Origin of the sequence: Lichenibacterium ramalinae (assembly GCF_004137085.1) — a bacterium.
Lineage (GTDB): Bacteria > Pseudomonadota > Alphaproteobacteria > Rhizobiales > Beijerinckiaceae > Lichenihabitans > Lichenihabitans ramalinae.
In genome coordinates this window covers 19651-35118 of sequence record NZ_QYBC01000034.1, presented here as the reverse complement: position 1 = coordinate 35118, position 15468 = coordinate 19651, and the positions used below count along the sequence as shown (strand labels likewise).

At 73.6% G+C, this 15468-nt stretch carries 16 protein-coding genes; 10 read left to right on the top strand and 6 right to left on the bottom strand.

Annotation, left to right across the window (positions count from 1 at the left end):
- Positions 1-418 precede the first annotated feature (418 nt).
- The 3 genes from pnp to D3272_RS25495 all read right to left on the bottom strand — a co-directional run bounded on the left by pnp (position 419) and on the right by D3272_RS25495 (position 3623).
- On the bottom strand, positions 419-2554 hold the full coding sequence (pnp, locus tag D3272_RS25505; RefSeq protein ID WP_129222050.1) for a polyribonucleotide nucleotidyltransferase: 2136 nt from the start codon (positions 2552-2554) through the stop codon (positions 419-421).
- 280 nt (positions 2555-2834) lie between these two features.
- Entirely contained in the window at positions 2835-3197 is a 363-nt protein-coding gene (rpsO, locus tag D3272_RS25500; RefSeq protein WP_281011029.1) for a 30S ribosomal protein S15, read from the bottom strand.
- Positions 3198-3317: 120 nt separating this feature from the next.
- Positions 3318-3623: a hypothetical protein gene (locus tag D3272_RS25495; RefSeq protein WP_129222048.1), complete on the bottom strand. Its 306-nt coding sequence runs from the start codon at positions 3621-3623 to the stop codon at positions 3318-3320.
- 352 nt (positions 3624-3975) lie between these two features.
- Between D3272_RS25495 and D3272_RS25490 the strand changes: the two genes are divergently transcribed.
- Together D3272_RS25490 and D3272_RS25485 are read left to right on the top strand one after the other, a co-directional pair.
- Entirely contained in the window at positions 3976-4749 is a 774-nt protein-coding gene (locus D3272_RS25490; protein ID WP_129222047.1) for a TIGR00266 family protein, read from the top strand.
- Complete coding sequence (locus D3272_RS25485) at positions 4746-5330, top strand: hypothetical protein (RefSeq protein ID WP_129222046.1); 585 nt, start codon at positions 4746-4748, stop codon at positions 5328-5330. Before D3272_RS25490 ends, D3272_RS25485 begins: the two co-directional genes overlap by 4 nt.
- A 7-nt stretch (positions 5331-5337) precedes the next feature.
- Here D3272_RS25485 and D3272_RS25480 read toward each other — a convergent pair whose 3' ends face one another.
- The 3 genes from D3272_RS25480 to D3272_RS25470 all read right to left on the bottom strand — a co-directional run bounded on the left by D3272_RS25480 (position 5338) and on the right by D3272_RS25470 (position 6818).
- Complete coding sequence (locus D3272_RS25480) at positions 5338-5679, bottom strand: hypothetical protein (protein ID WP_129222045.1); 342 nt, start codon at positions 5677-5679, stop codon at positions 5338-5340.
- A gap of 197 nt (positions 5680-5876) precedes the next feature.
- Positions 5877-6206: a hypothetical protein gene (locus D3272_RS25475; protein WP_129222044.1), complete on the bottom strand. Its 330-nt coding sequence runs from the start codon at positions 6204-6206 to the stop codon at positions 5877-5879.
- Positions 6207-6386: 180 nt separating this feature from the next.
- Positions 6387-6818: a DUF805 domain-containing protein gene (locus tag D3272_RS25470; protein ID WP_129222043.1), complete on the bottom strand. Its 432-nt coding sequence runs from the start codon at positions 6816-6818 to the stop codon at positions 6387-6389.
- 254 nt (positions 6819-7072) lie between these two features.
- Here D3272_RS25470 and D3272_RS25465 point away from each other — a divergent pair, with 254 nt between their 5' ends.
- From D3272_RS25465 to D3272_RS25430, 8 genes are all read left to right on the top strand, one after another.
- On the top strand, positions 7073-8569 hold the full coding sequence (locus tag D3272_RS25465; protein ID WP_129222042.1) for an ABC transporter substrate-binding protein: 1497 nt from the start codon (positions 7073-7075) through the stop codon (positions 8567-8569).
- 115 nt (positions 8570-8684) lie between these two features.
- Entirely contained in the window at positions 8685-9638 is a 954-nt protein-coding gene (locus D3272_RS25460; RefSeq protein ID WP_129222041.1) for an ABC transporter permease, read from the top strand.
- The gene (locus D3272_RS25455) at positions 9635-10462 is read left to right on the top strand and encodes an ABC transporter permease (RefSeq protein WP_245496791.1); all 828 of its coding nucleotides are present in this window, start codon (positions 9635-9637) and stop codon (positions 10460-10462) included. The genes D3272_RS25460 and D3272_RS25455 overlap by 4 nt, the downstream gene beginning before the upstream one ends.
- Positions 10459-11517 (top strand): ABC transporter ATP-binding protein, encoded by a 1059-nt coding sequence (locus D3272_RS25450; protein WP_129222040.1) that lies wholly within the window; start codon positions 10459-10461, stop codon positions 11515-11517. The genes D3272_RS25455 and D3272_RS25450 overlap by 4 nt, the downstream gene beginning before the upstream one ends.
- Entirely contained in the window at positions 11514-12485 is a 972-nt protein-coding gene (locus tag D3272_RS25445) for an oligopeptide/dipeptide ABC transporter ATP-binding protein (protein ID WP_129222039.1), read from the top strand. The genes D3272_RS25450 and D3272_RS25445 overlap by 4 nt, the downstream gene beginning before the upstream one ends.
- A gap of 158 nt (positions 12486-12643) precedes the next feature.
- Positions 12644-13348 (top strand): FadR/GntR family transcriptional regulator, encoded by a 705-nt coding sequence (locus D3272_RS25440; RefSeq protein ID WP_129222038.1) that lies wholly within the window; start codon positions 12644-12646, stop codon positions 13346-13348.
- Positions 13349-13391: 43 nt separating this feature from the next.
- Positions 13392-14378, top strand: a complete 987-nt coding sequence (locus tag D3272_RS25435; protein WP_428978021.1) for an ABC transporter ATP-binding protein — start codon at positions 13392-13394, stop codon at positions 14376-14378.
- Positions 14375-15460, top strand: coding sequence for an ABC transporter ATP-binding protein (locus D3272_RS25430; protein ID WP_129222036.1), 1086 nt, complete (start codon positions 14375-14377; stop codon positions 15458-15460). Before D3272_RS25435 ends, D3272_RS25430 begins: the two co-directional genes overlap by 4 nt.
- The last annotated feature ends 8 nt before the right edge of the window (positions 15461-15468 follow it).

Here is a 15468-nt window from a genome sequence, read left to right as displayed (position 1 = left end):
GCCGGGCGATGACCACCAAACCGAAGCTCGGAAGCGTCGAAACCCGCGGGCCGCCTCAGCAGCGCCGCCGTCGATGAGCGGTTTATAGAACCCACCAACCAAGCCCGTCAACGCCGAATTTCACAAAAGTGCAAGAATCAGCGGCAGCGTTCGGAGTCGCCGCGGGCGGGCCGGAGTCGGCGGCCAGGGCCCGCGGGAATCACGGGACTCTCCCCCGGCTGCCCCGTCCCCTCATCCGACCCCGCTGCGCGGGGCCACCTTCTCCCGCCAAGCGGGAGAAGGGCAGCGCACGACGGGCCGGCTACTCCCACCAGGCAGGGGACAGGGACAGGGCCGTCAGACGGGCATGCGGGGGGCAACGCGAAACGCCGCGGCCCTTTCGGACCGCGGCGCGCGAGATTGGGCCAGGAGCGGGCCGTCAGAAGGTGACGGGCTCCTTCTCCTTCTTGTCGAGGTCCTCGCCGGTCTTCTGGTCGACGGACTTCATGGACAGCTTGGTCTTGCCGCGGTCGTCGAAGCCCACGAGCTTGACCTTGACCTTGTCGCCTTCCTTGACGACGTCCGACGGCTTGTTCACGCGGCCCTGGGCGAGCTGCGAGACGTGCACGAGGCCGTCCTTGGAGCCGAAGAAGTTCACGAAGGCGCCGAAGTCCACGACCTTGACGACCGTGCCCTCGTAGATGAGGCCGACCTCGGGATCGGTGGCGATCGACTTGATCCAGTTCACGGCGGCGCGGATCTTCTCGCCGTCGCTCGACGCCACCTTGACGGTGCCGTCGTCCTCGATGTTGACCTTGGCGCCGGTCTTCTCGACGATCTCGCGGATGATCTTGCCGCCGGTGCCGATGACCTCGCGGATCTTGTCCGTCGGGATCTTGAAGCTCTCGATGCGCGGCGCGAACTCGCCGAGTTCAGCCCGAGCGCCGGTCAGCGCCTGGCTCATCTCGTCGAGGATGTGCAGGCGGCCGTCCTTGGCCTGGCCCAGCGCCACCCGCATGATCTCCTCGGTGATGCCGGCGATCTTGATGTCCATCTGCAGCGAGGTGATGCCCTCGGCAGTCCCCGCCACCTTGAAGTCCATGTCGCCGAGGTGGTCCTCGTCGCCCAGGATGTCGCTGAGCACGGCGAAGCGCGTGCCCTCGAGGATCAACCCCATGGCGATGCCGGCCGTCGGCGCCTTCAGGGGCACGCCGGCGTCCATCAGGGCCAGCGACGAGCCGCAGACCGTCGCCATCGACGAAGAGCCGTTCGACTCGGTCACTTCCGAGACGACGCGGATCGTGTAGGGGAACTCGGCCGGGGTCGGCAGCATCGGCCGGATGGCACGCCAGGCGAGCTTGCCGTGGCCGATCTCGCGGCGGCCGGGCGAACCCATGCGGCCGGTCTCGCCCACCGAATAGGGAGGGAAGTTGTAGTGGAGCAGGAAGCGCTCCTTGTACGACCCTTCCAGGCTGTCGACATATTGCTCGTCCTCGCCGGTGCCGAGCGTCGCCACCACGAGCGCCTGCGTCTCGCCGCGGGTGAACAGCGCCGAGCCGTGGGTGCGGGGCAGCAGGCCCACCTCCGACCGGATGGACCGGACGGTCTTGAGGTCGCGGCCGTCGATGCGGGACCCGGTGTCGAGGATGGAGTTGCGAACCACCTTGGCCTGGGCGGCCTTGAAGGCCTCGGCCAGCGCCTGGGCGGGGAACTTCGCGTCCCCGTCGGCCGGAACCAGGGCCGCCATCATCTTCTTCTTGGCGGCGTCGAGCGCGCCGTAGCGCTCGGCCTTGCCGCGGATCGCATAGGCGGAGCGGATGTCGCCCTCGACCTCGGCGAGGACCGCGGCCTCGACCGCCGCCGTGTCGGCGGGCTCGAAGGCGCGCGGCTCGCGGGCGGCCTTCTCGGCGAGGCGGATGATGGCCTCGATCACGGGCTGGAAGCCGGCATGGCCCGCCATGACGGCCTTGAGCATGATGTCTTCGGAAAGCTGCTTGGCCTCCGATTCCACCATCAGCACGGCTTCGCCCGTGCCCGCCACGACGAGGTCGAGCGACGATGTCTTGAGCTCGTCGATGGTCGGGTTGAGCTTGATCTCGTCCTTGACGAGGCCGACGCGGGCCGCGCCCACCGGGCCCATGAAGGGGATGCCCGAGATCGTCAGGGCGGCGGAAGCCGCCACCATGGCGAGGATGTCGGGGTCGTTCTCCATGTCGTGCGACAGCACCGTCACGACGACCTGGGTGTCGAAGCGGTAGCCTTCGGGGAACAGCGGCCGGATGGGCCGGTCGATCAGGCGGGAAACCAGGGTCTCCTTCTCGGAGGGGCGCCCTTCGCGCTTGAAGTAGCCGCCCGGGATGCGGCCGGCCGCGAACGCCTTCTCCTGGTAGTTCACCGTCAGGGGGAAGAAGTCCTGCCCGGGCTTGGCGGTCTTGGCCGACACGACGGTGGCCAGGACGGTGGTCTCGCCGTAGGAGGCGAGCACCGCCCCGTCGGCCTGGCGGGCGATCTTGCCCGTCTCGAGCACGAGCTTGCGCCCGGCCCAATCGATCTCTTCACGATTCACTTCAAACATGTGCGTCTTTCATGGCGAGCCGATGTGTCGGCCATGAGCAAGACGGCGAGAGGCTGGCCTCGACGTCCGGACGGGGCGCCCTGGCGCATCGTCCGGTGGAGTCCGGACCGCCGCGCCCGCCGGTGCGGGAAGCGACGGGTCCGGCATCGCGGCAACCCCTGGCGATCCTGCCATGACCACGCTCGCCGGTCTGGCGCGGTGGCGGCCCCATGCCGCCCCCGCGCGTCCCGTGATCAGATGGACCGCGCCGGCCCGGGGGCAAGGCGCGGACCGTTGTGGTTCAGCGGCGGATGCCGAGGCGCTCGATGATGGCGCGATAGCGGGCCGGGTCCCTGTCCTTGACGTAGTCGAGGAGGGAGCGGCGGGTGGACACGAGCTTCAGGAGACCACGACGCGAGTGGTTGTCCTTTTTGTGGGTCTTGAAGTGCTCGGTCAGGTTGGTGATGCGTTCCGTCAGGATCGCCACCTGCACCTCGGGCGAACCCGTGTCGCCGGCCTTGGTGGCGTGTTCCTGCATCAGCGCGGTCTTGCGCTCTGCCGTGATCGACATCGTGAGTCCTTTCGGTCGTGGAGGGATTCGGCCGGTCTTGGCCGAGATGCGCCGCCCTGCGCGCTGCCGGGATGTCGTCCAGCAAAGCCGCATCGCCCCTGGAAGGGGTGGCGGACGCGATCGCTCTTATACACGACCGGCGATGGAGCGCCAGCGCTTTTCGGTGCAGAGCCCCGCTGGGCGGGGCCGGGGCCGTGCAGGGCCGCTGGAGCCTCAGGGGCGCTGCACGCCGGCCCGGTTCATGACCAGGGTGCGGCTCGGGCGCCGCTCCACCACGACGGCCCGGGCCATGCCCTTGCGGTCCGTGGAGGTCAGCGTGATGGGCTTGCGCCGCGTCGACGCCTTCTTGATCTCGGCGAGCGCCTCCTCGACCGAGACGCCCATCAGCGACGCCGCGATCTCGGCCTGCTCGGCGGGTTCGTCCGACAGGCCCTGGGCGGCCGCGATGGCTTCGGCGATGACCGGCGGGTCGTGCCGGACCCGGCGCGGGCCGTATTTCGTGTTCCAGACTTCGCTCATGTCCCGTGTCCCCTGTCACCGGCACCATAACGGCCATGTTGCACTGCAGCAATATCGCATTCGGCCGAAAGCGGTTCCGTATGGCGGCTGCGTGGCGGGCGCATGACAGGCGCCCGGCGGCGTGCCGCGAGACGCATCCTGCCACCCCGGCGGCGACCCGCAAATGTCGTGCCGCGCCGTTCGCGGCCGGTCGGGACGCCCGAACAAGAAGCTGGGACGCGCAGGCATGTCGGGCGCCCGGCCCCTGTGCCAGGGTGCCGCAAGGACCGGGGATCGTCGCCGGCCGTCACGGCCCTCGCGGGCGGCGGACCATCGCGTCGTCGGCCGCCGCGGGGGAAGAAACAGGGGCACGATGCGCTACGACATTTCCGGCACCGTCATGCAGACGGTCGAGATCGAGCTGGAGCCCGGCGAGACGGTCTACAGCCAGACGAACTGCATGTGCTGGATGGACGACACCGTCGCCATGAGCACCAACATGGGCGGGGGCTTCCTGTCCGGCCTGAAGCGCAGCTTCTCGGGCGGCAGCCTCTTCCTCACCCAGTTCACCGCCAACGGCGCCGGGCGCGTCGCCTTCGCGCCGCGCTTTCCCGGCACCATCATGCCCTACGATCTCGGCCCCGACGAGTCGCTGGTCTGCCGCAAGGAAAGCTTCCTCTGCGCCGAGAACTCCGTGACGCTGGCGGTCGCCTGGCAGAAGCGGCTCGGGGCGGGCGTCTTCGGCGGCGAAGGGTTCCTCCTGCAGCGCGTGACCGGGCCCGGCCTCGTGTGGCTCGACATCTCCGGCGAGGTCGTGGAGCGCGACCTCGCCGAGGGCCAGCGCCTCCTGGTCCACGCCGGCCATGTCGGCATCATGGACCCCAGCATCACCTTCGACATCCAGCTCGTTCCCGGCATCAAGAACATCCTGTTCGGCGGCGAGGGCCTGTTCCTGGCGACCGTGACGGGGCCCGGCCACGTCGTGCTGCAGAGCATGCCCATCCTCAACCTCGCCGAGGAGATCGGGCGCCACCTCCCGGCTTCCGGGCGCGAGAAGACGTCCGTCGGCGGCGGCATCGCCGCCGGCGTCGTGGGCAGCGTCCTCGGCGCCATGTTCGGGGGCTCGAAGGGCAGCCGCGACGCGTGACGGGCGCGCCCGCGCCGCCGCCGCCGGAGGGCGCCATAGCGGGCGGGACGCGGCAGGTCACCGGGTGGGAGATCACCGGGTGGGAGATCGCCGGGTGGCTGGTCGCCGGGTGTCTCGCGGTCGCGGCGCCGGCCGTGGCCGCGGAAGCGCCGCCGCCGCCGCCGCCGCCGCCGCTGGCGCTGCTGCGGCGGCTCTACGCCCTCTATCCGCTGCCGCCCGCGCGCGATCCCCCGTTGCTGGCCCGGCCCGAAGCCTGGCTGGCGCCGCCGCTGCTCGCGCTGTGGCGGCGGGACCGTGCGGCCGCGGCGGCCGGGCAGGGCGTGGGCGCGGTGGATTGGGACCCGGTCTGCGCCTGCCAGGACGATTCCGGCCTGCGCGACATCCGCATCGCCGCCGCGCCGGGGCCGGCCCCGGCGGTGGCCGCCACCGTGCGCTTCACCCTCGGCGGCACCCCGCAGACCGTCGCCTACCGTCTGGTGTCGACCCCCGCCGGCTGGCGCATCGCCGACATCGCGACGCCGGCCGTGCCGAGCCTCGCCGCGCACCTGCGGGCGGCCCGACCGCGCCGTCCGCCCGGCTGAGGCGCGCTCAGCCCGGGCGGCGCCGCGGCTGCGCGGCATCGGCGGCGCGGGATCTGCGGGCCGAGGATCGGCGTGCCAGCACGGCGACGACGACCCACAGCACCCCGGCGACCAGCAGCACGGGCAGGGCGGGCAGGCTCAGCCACGTCCCGAGGACCGCGGCCGTGTAGAGGCTGCCGCCGATGTCGTCGCCCCGAAACAAGCAGGGATGGGGCGAACCCTCGTCGAGCCGGCACCCGAGGGCGGCGGCCAGGCCGCCGCTCACCAGCGCGACCGCGAAGGGCAGCAGCGCCACGGCGGTGGCGACCGCCAGAAGCGTCAGGGCGAGCGTGGTGGCCGGTTTGCGCATCGTCGCCTCTGGGCGGCATCGGGGTGGAAGCGGTGGGCTCGCCCCCGTCCAGCGCGGGTCGGCAACAGCCTGACGCACGCCCTCTCGCCATCGCGAGCCTGACGGCCGCCGGGATGACGAAAGGCCCCGGAGAGCGATGGACCGCTTCCCGGGGACGCCGGCTCAGGTCGGCCGGGCGCGGCGCCCGCCGCCGTCCGTCACCGGTAGGTGAAGGTCGAGATCGAGCAGACGTCGACGTTGTTGCGCACCCGCGACGACCCATCGGCGAACACGCCCTTGAAGTCGTATTTGCAGGCACCCGTGCCGTCGTCGATGTTGGCGTCGAAGGTTTCGCCGTTTTCGAGCGTGTCGCGGCCGAGGATGTCCTCCTCCCACGAATCCGTGCCGACCGTCGAAGCGTAGAAGTGCTTCAGGACCTTGCCGGAACTGTTGACGATGTCGACGTGGCGGTTGGCGGCGGAGGCCGGCACGGCGAAGGCCACGAGGGCGGCGAGGCCGAAGCCGAGGCGGGCGAGACGGGAGATCATGACGAGTCCTCGAAGTGTGTCCGCGATGGGACGGGTGCGGCGCGCGCCCGGGGCGGGCAGCGTCCGGCGTGGCAGAGGTTTCGTGGCGGAGGCCCGAAACCCTCTGGTCGTGGGCGAGCCCGGCGGGCTCGAAACCGGTATGGCGTGGCGGAACGGCCGCGCTTCAGCGGCGGAGCGGCGTCAGCGCGCGACCGAGAAGCTGCCGGACGCGGCCTGCAGGGCGGAGCGCGGGTCGGGGCCGAAGCGGTTCTGGCCCTGCGTGCCGGCGAGGAAGCCCAATTCGACGAGGAGCCAGATCTGGCCGACGATCGGGATCAGGATGATGAACAGCCAGCCGCCGCCCTTGTCGCGGTCGTGGAACCGCTTGATGCCGACGAGGATCCCGGAGATGAACATCGTCAGCGATACGCCGAACCCGATGATGGCGAAGGGGATGGCGGCGAACCCGTTCACCGAATATTCCCCCGCTTCTGTCGCCTGGTTGGGGATGATCCGGCCGAGAAGCATGAAGACGAGCGCCGTCACCATCGACACCACGAGATAGCCGACCTGGGCCATCCAGAACTGTTTGCGGGTGATGCGATTGGCAGTGGGGAAGAACAGTTTCTTCATGGTTGTCGCTCGATGGGGCAAAAGTGGTGGCCGTGTGTCAGCCGTGCGGCGGCCGGGAGTCAATCACGACTGCGGAAGTTGGGACGCTGCGGCATGAGATTGGGACGCCCGTGCAACATCGGCCGCTCGTGCGGGCCGGCGCGCCAGGCGGCAAGGCCATTGTTCGATGCGCCGTGCCTCGCCATGATGCCAGGGCGCCGCGGCCGCGCCGCCGTCGGCGGGCCGGGGAGGCGCGGGACGGGGGCCGTCGCGGCATGAGGGTGATCAAGGGAATCGTGGGCGGGCTCGCCCTGGCGGCCGCCCTGTCCTGGGGGGCCGTCGCGGCCCAGGCGCGCGACGACGTGGTGCTCGGCCTGTCGATCGAGCCCTCCGGCCTCGACCCCACGGTGGCGGCGCCCGTCGCCATCGGCCAGGTGACCTGGCAGAACCTGTTCGAGGGTCTCGTGCGCATCGACCGCGACGGCAGGATCGTGCCGCAGCTGGCCCGCAGCTGGACCATCTCGCCCGACGGGCGCACCTACACGTTCGCGCTGCAGACCGGCGTCCGCTTCCACGACGGCGAGCCTTTCGATTCCGCCAGCGCCAGGTTCTCGCTCGACCGCGCGCGCGGCGCGGCCTCGACCAACCCCCAGAAGCAGTTCTTCGGGGTGATCGACGCCGTCGAGACGCCCGATGCCGCGACGCTGGTCGTCCGGCTGCGGGAGCCCGCCGGCAACCTCCTCTATTGGCTGGGCTGGCCGGCCTCCGTCATGGTGGCGCCGGCCTCGGCGGCCGCCGACCGGGTGACGCCGGTCGGCACCGGCCCGTTCCGCTTCGCCTCCTGGACAAAGGGGGACCGCGTGGTGCTGGAGCGCAACCCGTCCTACTGGGACGCCGCGCGGGTCCCGCCGCTGTCGCGGCTCACGTTCCGCTTCATCGGCGACCCGCAGGCGCAGGTCGCGGCGCTCCAGTCGGGCGGCGTCGACGCCTTTCCCGAGCTGTCGGCGCCCGAACTCTTCGGCCCGTTCAAGGCGGACCCGCGCTTCGCCGCAGTCGTGGGCAGCACGGACCTCAAGGTCGTGGCGGGCATGAACGACGCCCGCAAGCCCTTCGACGACCCGCGCGTCCGCCGGGCGCTGATGATGGCGGTGGACCGCGCCACGCTGATCGAAGGCGCCCAGTCCGGCCTCGGCCAGCCGATCGGCAGCCATTACGCGCCGAACGACCCGGGCTACATCGACCTCACCGGCGTGCTGCCCTTCGATCCCGCGCGCGCCAAGGCCCTGCTGGCCGAGGCCGGCCACGCCGATGGCCTGTCCTTCACCATCAAGGTGCCGCAGATGCCCTATGCGGCCCATACCGCGGAGGTGCTGCAGGCCATGTTCGCCGACATCGGCGTCACCATGACCATCGTGCCGACCGAGTTCCCGGCCAAATGGGTGGCGGAGGTGTTCAAGGACCACGACTTCGACATGACGGTCGTGGCCCATGCCGAGCCGCTCGACATCGGCATCTACGCGCGGCCCGACTATTACTTCGGCTACAGGAACCCCGCCTTCGACCGGACGATCGCCGAAGCGGAGCGGACCACCGACGCCGGCGCCCGGCTGGCGCTCTACGGCACCGCCCAGCGCATGCTGGCCGAGGACGTGCCCGCCCTCTATCTCTACGTGCTGCCGAAGCTCGGCGTCTGGAACGCCAAGCTGGAGGGGCTCTGGGTCAACGAGCCGATCCCGTCCAACGACCTCACGCAGGTCCGCTGGCGCGAATGATGCCGGCTGCGGTATCGGGCCGCCCCGACAAGGCGGTCGACCGGCCCAAGCCGGCGGTCCACGGGGCAAAGCCGGCGGCGGGCGTGCCGCCGCCGGCCGTCCCGGAGGCCCGTTGATGCTCGCCCTCCTGTCCCGCCGGCTCCTCGGCCTCGCCGCGACGCTGCTCGCCGTCGCCGCGCTGGTCTTCGCCGTGATGAGCGTGCTGCCGGGCGATCCCGCCGCCATCATGCTGGGGACGTCGGCCCGCCCCGACACGCTGGCGGCGCTCCACCGGCAGATGGGGCTCGATGCGCCGGTGCCGGTGCGGTTCGGCCGCTGGCTCGGCGGCGCCCTCACGGGGGACTTCGGCGTCTCCACCACCTACGGGGTCCCGGTCGCCGCGCTCATCGCCGAGCGGCTCGCCGTCACGCTGCCGCTCGCGTTCCTCGCCATCGCGCTGTCGGTGGCGGCGGCACTGCCCCTCGGCGTGCTGGCGGCGGCGCGGCGGGGGCAGGCCGTCGACGTGCTGGTGACGGCGCTCGCCCAGCTCGGCGTGGCGCTGCCGAACTTCTGGCTCGGGCTCCTGCTGGTCCTGACCGTCGCGGTGTGGCTCGGCTGGCTGCCGGCGGGCGGCTTCCCGGGCTGGGCGGCGGGGCCCGGCCCGGCGCTGGCCGCGCTGGTGCTGCCCGCCCTGGCCCTGGCCCTGCCGCAGGCCGGCATCCTCACCCGCGTCACCCGCACGGCCGTCCTCGACGTGCTGGAGGAGGACTTCGTCCGCACCGCCCGCGCCAAGGGCCTGTCGCGCCGCGCCGCGCTCTGGCGCCATGCCGTGCCCAACGCCCTCGTGCCGGTGGTGACGGTCCTGGGGCTGCAGTTCTCCTTCCTCATCGCCGGATCGGTGCTGGTCGAGAGCGTCTTCGGCCTGCCGGGCCTGGGGCGCCTGGCCTACCAGGCCTTCGCGCAACGCGACCTCGTCGTGCTCCAGGACGTCGTGCTGGTCTTCGCCGCCCTCGTCATCGTGGTGAACTTCCTCGTCGACCTCGCCTATCTGGCGCTCGACCCGCGCCTGCGCGCCCGGGGCACCGCGTGACGGCCGGGCGCCCGCCCGGGCCGCGCCTCGTCGCCGGCCTCGCCATCACGGCGGTGCTGGCGGCGGTGGCGCTCGTGGCGCTCGCCTGGACGCCGGAGCCGCCGACCCGCATGGCCATCCTGTTCAAGCTGAGGCCCCCGCTCGCCCACGGCCTGCTCGGCACCGACGCCTTCGGGCGGGACGTCCTGTCGATGCTGATGGCGGGCGCCCGCAACTCGCTCGGCGTCGCCCTGGCGGCGGTGGCGCTCGGCGGGTCGGCCGGCACGCTGCTCGGCGTCGGCGTCGCGGCCCGGCGGGGCCTCGTCGACGGGCTCGTCATGCGCGGCTGCGACGTCGCCTTCGCCTTCCCGCCGATCGTGTCGGCCATGATGCTCGGCGCGCTGCTCGGCCCCGGCCGCGCCACCGCCACCCTCGCCATCGCGCTCTTCATGGTCCCGGTCTTCGCCCGGGTGTCGCGGGGCGCTGCCCTGCAGGTCTGGTCGCGCGACTACGTGCTGGCGGCCCGCGGCGCCGGCCGCGGCGCCCTCGCCATCAGCCTCGACCACGTGCTGCCCAACATCGCCGGCCAGCTCGTCGTGCAGGCCACCATCCAGCTCGGCCTCGCCGTGCTCACCGAGGCCGGCCTGTCCTTCCTCGGCCTCGGCGCGCCGCCACCGGAGCCGAGCTGGGGCCGCATGCTGGCCGATGCCCAGACCTACATGGTCCGGGCCCCCTGGCTCGCCGTCGCGCCCGGCGCCACGATCGCGCTGGCCGTGCTGGGCTTCAACCTGCTCGGCGACGGGCTGCGCGACCGGCTCGACCCGCGCCGGAGTCCGGGCCGATGACGGCGCCGCTGCCCGGCGCGGCGCCGCTGCCGGCCGAGGCGCCGCTGCCGGCCGAGGCGCCGCTGCCGGCCGAGGCGCCGCTGCTGGCCGTCGAGGGCCTCGCCGTCTCGGTCGCCCGGCCGGGCGCGGCGCCGCTGCCGGTCCTGTCGGACGTCGGCTTCACGCTCGAGCGCGGCGACACGCTCGGCATCGTGGGCGAGAGCGGCTCGGGCAAGTCCCTGCTGGCGCTGGCGCTGATCGGCCTCCTGCCTGGAGGGGCCCGGGCCTCGGGCAGCATCCGGTTCGCCGGAGCCGAACTCGTCGGCGCGCCCGAAGCCGCGCTCCAAGCTCTGCGCGGCCGCGGCATCGCCATGGTGTTCCAGGAGCCGCTGACCGCGCTGAACCCCGCCATGCGGGTCGGCGACCAGGTCGCCGAGGGCCTCGTCCGGGTGCTGGGCCTCGGCCGGGCCGAGGGCCGCAGGCGCGCCCTCGCCCTGCTCGACCGCGTCCGCATCCCCGAGGCGGCGCGGCGCCTCGACGCCTATCCGCACGAGCTGTCCGGCGGCCAGCGCCAGCGCGTCGGCATCGCGGTGGCGCTGGCGCTCGGGCCGGCGCTGCTCGTCGCCGACGAGCCCACCACCGCGCTCGACGTCACCGTGCAGGCCGAAGTCCTCGACCTCCTGGCGGAGCTCGTGCGCCAGGACGGCATGGGGCTGATCCTGGTCAGCCACGACCTCGGCGTCGTCGCCCGCGCCACCGCCCGGACGCTGGTGCTCTATGCGGGCACGCGCTTCGAGGCGGGACCCACCGCCGCCGTGCTCGGCGCTCCCGCCAACCCCTACACGGCGGCGCTGCTCGCCGCGATGCCGCGCCGCCGCCCGCCCGCGGCCGGCGGCCGGCTCGCCACCATCCCGGGCGGCGTGCCGGATTTCGCCGCGCTGCCGCCGGGCTGCCGCTTCGCGCCGCGCTGCGCCGCCCATGTCCCGGCCTGCGACGCCGCCGAGCCGGCGTGGCGCGGGGCCGGCGGACGCGGGTCGCGCTGCATCCGGGCGCCCGGGCCGGAGCCGACGGCATGACGGCACCCCTGCTCGAGGTGCGAAACCTCGCCCGCGACTACGGCGGGGGCCGGGGCGGGGCGCCCCGCGCGCTCGACGGCGTGTCCTTCGTCCTCGAGGCCGGCACCATCCTGGGCCTCGTGGGCGAGAGCGGGTCCGGCAAGTCGACCCTCGCCCGCCTGGTGGCGGCGCTCGACCGGCCGACCGCGGGCCACGTGCTGCTCGACGGCGACGACCTCTTCGCCCTGCCGGGCCGCGCGCTGGTCCGCCGCCGGCGCGACTTCCAGATGGTGTTCCAGGACCCCTACGGCGCGCTCGACCCGCGCCAGCGCGTCGGCCGGATCGTGGCCGAGCCGCTGCACCTGCTGGCGCCCCGGCCCGGTCGGGCGGAGCGCGCCGCGCTTGTCGCCGCCGCGCTCGAAGCCGTGGGCCTGCGGGCCGGCGATGCCGGGCGCTTCCCGCACGCCTTCTCGGGCGGCCAGCGCCAGCGCATCGCCATCGCCCGGGCGCTGGTGACGCGCCCGAGGCTGCTGGTCGCCGACGAGGCCGTCTCGGCCCTGGACCTGTCGGTGCAGGCCCAGGTGTTGAACCTCATCCTCGACCTGCGCGACCGCGACGGCATCGCGGTGCTGTTCATCACCCACGACCTCGGCGTGGTCGATGCGGTCTGCGACCGGGTCGGCGTGATGTACCGGGGGCGCATCGTCGAGGCCGGCCCGGTCGCGGCCGTGCGCGACCGGCCCTTCCATCCCTACACGGCCCTGCTCGCCGCGGCCGAGCCGACGATCCCGCCCGTCCCGCGGGTGCCGACCTCCGCACCGCCGCTGGCGGGCGACGCGGCCGATTGGGCCGGCTGCGTCTTCCGGCCCCGCTGCCCCCTCGCCACCGGGCGCTGCCGGGCCGAGGCGCCGCTGCCGCGCGCCCTGCCGGCCGCCCCCGGGCGCTCCGTCGCCTGCCACCATGCCGAGGCCATGGCGGGCCCGGGCTGACGGCGGCCCCATCGTCATGCGTCATCCCGTCGCACTGCCTGCCGGAACGGCAGGACAGGACCGCGGTGAACAGCGATCGCGCCGGACGCCCATTATTGCCCCAGTGCGGAGGGCTTCCGGCGATTGCCGCCCCGAACCAATCTCCATAGGTTCGAGGCATGGAGATCGCGCCTTCCGCCCCCGACCCGACCGCCGCCGCCGACCGTCTCCGCGCGCTCGTGTCGGAGCTTTGCGGGACGCCGGATCTGGCGCTGCCGCCCGAGCGGGACCTGTCGGCGCGGTTCGGCGTCAGCCGCCGCGCCATCCGCCAGGCCCTCGCCGACCTCGCCGCCGAGGGCCGCGTGTGGCGCCGCCAGGGCAAGGGCACCTTCCCGGGCCCGGCGCCGGCCGTGGTGGTCCCCACGCTGCCCCGCATGGCGGCCCGGACCAATTTCGCCGAGGTCATGGAGGTGCGGGTCTCGCTCGAACCCGAGCTCGCCGCCCTGGCCGCGGCCCGCGCCGCGCCCGAACAGCTGGCGCTGATCCGCCGCCTCGCCGCCCGCACCGCCGCCCAGACGGCCGACACCCCGGCGGCCGCACTCGAGGACTGGGACGGCGCGCTGCACCGGGCCATCGCCGAGGCGGCCGGCAACCGGCTGTTCCTCGACCTCTTCGTCATGGTCGACCGCATCCGCCACGACGCGGCGTGGCGGGACGCGCGGGCGAGCGTGCGCACGCCCGACCGCCTGGCCCGCAGCGCCGCCGAACACGTGGCGCTGGCCGAGGCCATCGGGCGCCGCGACGCCGCGGCGGCGGCCGGCATCATGCGCCACCATCTCGGCACGCTGCGCGACGCCCTGGCGGCGGGGCCGGACCATGGCTGAGCCCGCACCCCCGATGCCCGCACCCACCATTTCCCAAGCCCCTCTGCCCCAAGCCCCCGTGCTGAACGTCGAGGGCCTGACGGTGCGCTTCGCGGGCGCGCCGGCCGCCGTCGTCGAGGATGTCGGCTTCTCGGTCGCGCGCGGCCGCACGCTGGCCATCGTGGGGGAATCGGGCTGCGGCAAGAGCGTCACGTCGCTGGCCCTCATGGGCCTGCTGCCGCCCGCCGCGCGGGTCGCCGGGCGGGCGGTCTTCGCCGGCGGGGTCGACCTCCTTGACATGCCGCCCCGCGCCCGGGCGGATCTGCGCGGCGACCGCGTCGCCATGATCTTCCAGGAGCCCATGACGTCGCTGAACCCCGCCTTCACGATCGGCGACCAGATCGCCGAAAGCGTGGTGCGGCACCGGGGCGCCACGGCGCGGGACGCGCGGGCCCGGGCCCTCGCCATGCTGGACCTCGTGCGCATCCCGGCCGCCGCCGAGCGGCTCGACGCCTATCCGCACGAGATGTCGGGCGGCATGCGCCAGCGCGCCATGATCGCCATGGCGCTGGCCAACGATCCCGCGCTCGTCATCGCCGACGAGCCCACGACGGCGCTCGACGTCACCATCCAGGCGCAGATCCTGGCGCTGCTGGCGGGGCTGCAGCGCGACACCGGCACGGCCGTGATCCTCATCACCCACGACCTCGGCGTCGTGGCCGAGGTGGCCGACGACGTCGTCGTCATGTATGCGGGCCGCGCCGTCGAGGGCGGCCCCGTGTCGGCCCTCTTCGACGATCCCCAGCACCCCTACACGATCGGCCTCATGGGGGCGATGCCGGCGCTGGGGCGCCGCACCGGCCGGCTCGCCACCATCCCGGGCGCCGTGCCGCTGCCGGCCGACATGCCTCCGGGCTGCCGTTTCGCCACGCGCTGCCCCTTCGCGGACGCGCGCTGCGCCGCCGAGCGCCCTCCGGTCCGCGCCTTCGGCGCCGGCCATGGCGCCGCCTGCTGGCATGCGCCGATCGAGGGCTTCGGGGTCGCCGCATGAGCCCCGTCGGCGAGCCGCCCATCCTCGAAGCCGTCGCCCTGTCGAAGCATTTCGGCGGTCGGCGGCGCCTGTTCGCGGCTTCCGCCCCGGTGCGGGCCGTGGACGGCGTGTCGCTGCGGGTGCGGCGCGGCGAGACCCTGGCGCTCGTCGGGGAATCGGGCTCCGGTAAGTCGACGCTGGGCCGGCTGATGCTGGACCTGATGCCGCCCACGGCCGGGGACGTGCTCTACGAGGGGCGCAACGTCGGCGCGCTCCCGGCGGCGGGCCGGCGGGCGCTGCGGCGCGACCTCGGCATCGTGTTCCAGGACCCGTTCGCGTCGCTGAACCCGCGCATGAGCGTCGCCGACATCGTGGGGGAACCGATCTGGCTGCACGAGGCGCTGTCGCGCGCCGACCGTCGCGCCCGGGTCGCGGCCCTGCTGCGCCGGGTGGGGCTGCGGCCCGAGCACGGCGACCGCTATCCGCACGAGTTCTCGGGCGGCCAGCGCCAGCGCATCGGCATCGCCCGGGCGCTCGCCTCCGCGCCGAAGCTGCTGCTCGGCGACGAGCCGGTTTCGGCCCTCGACGTCTCGGTCCAGGCCCAGATCGTCAACCTGCTGGAGGACCTCAAGGCCGAGCTCGGGCTGACGCTGGTGGTGGTGGCGCATGGCCTCGGCGTGATCCGCCACATGAGCGACCGCGTCGCCGTGATGTATCTCGGCCGCATCGTCGAGCTCGCGCCCGTGGACGCGCTGTTCGAGACGCCGCTGCATCCCTACAGCCAGGCGTTGCTGGCCTCCGTGCCGGTGCCGAACCCGCGGGCGCGCAGGCCGCGCGCGCCCCTCGAGGGCGACATGCCGAGCCCCACGCGGCCGCCGCCCGGCTGCCACTTCCACACCCGCTGCCCGCACGCCCGGCCGCTGTGCCGGGAGTTGTCGCCGCCGCTCGATGCGGTGCCGGGCGACCGCGCCGTCGCCTGCCACTTCTGGGCCGAGATCGCGGGCGCCGGCGCCGGCGCTCCCGCCCCCGCGCCCTCCGCCGCCTTCACGCGTCGCCTGACGCTCTTCGAAGCCAAGGCGGCCGCCGCCGCCGACCCCGCATGACACGAGGA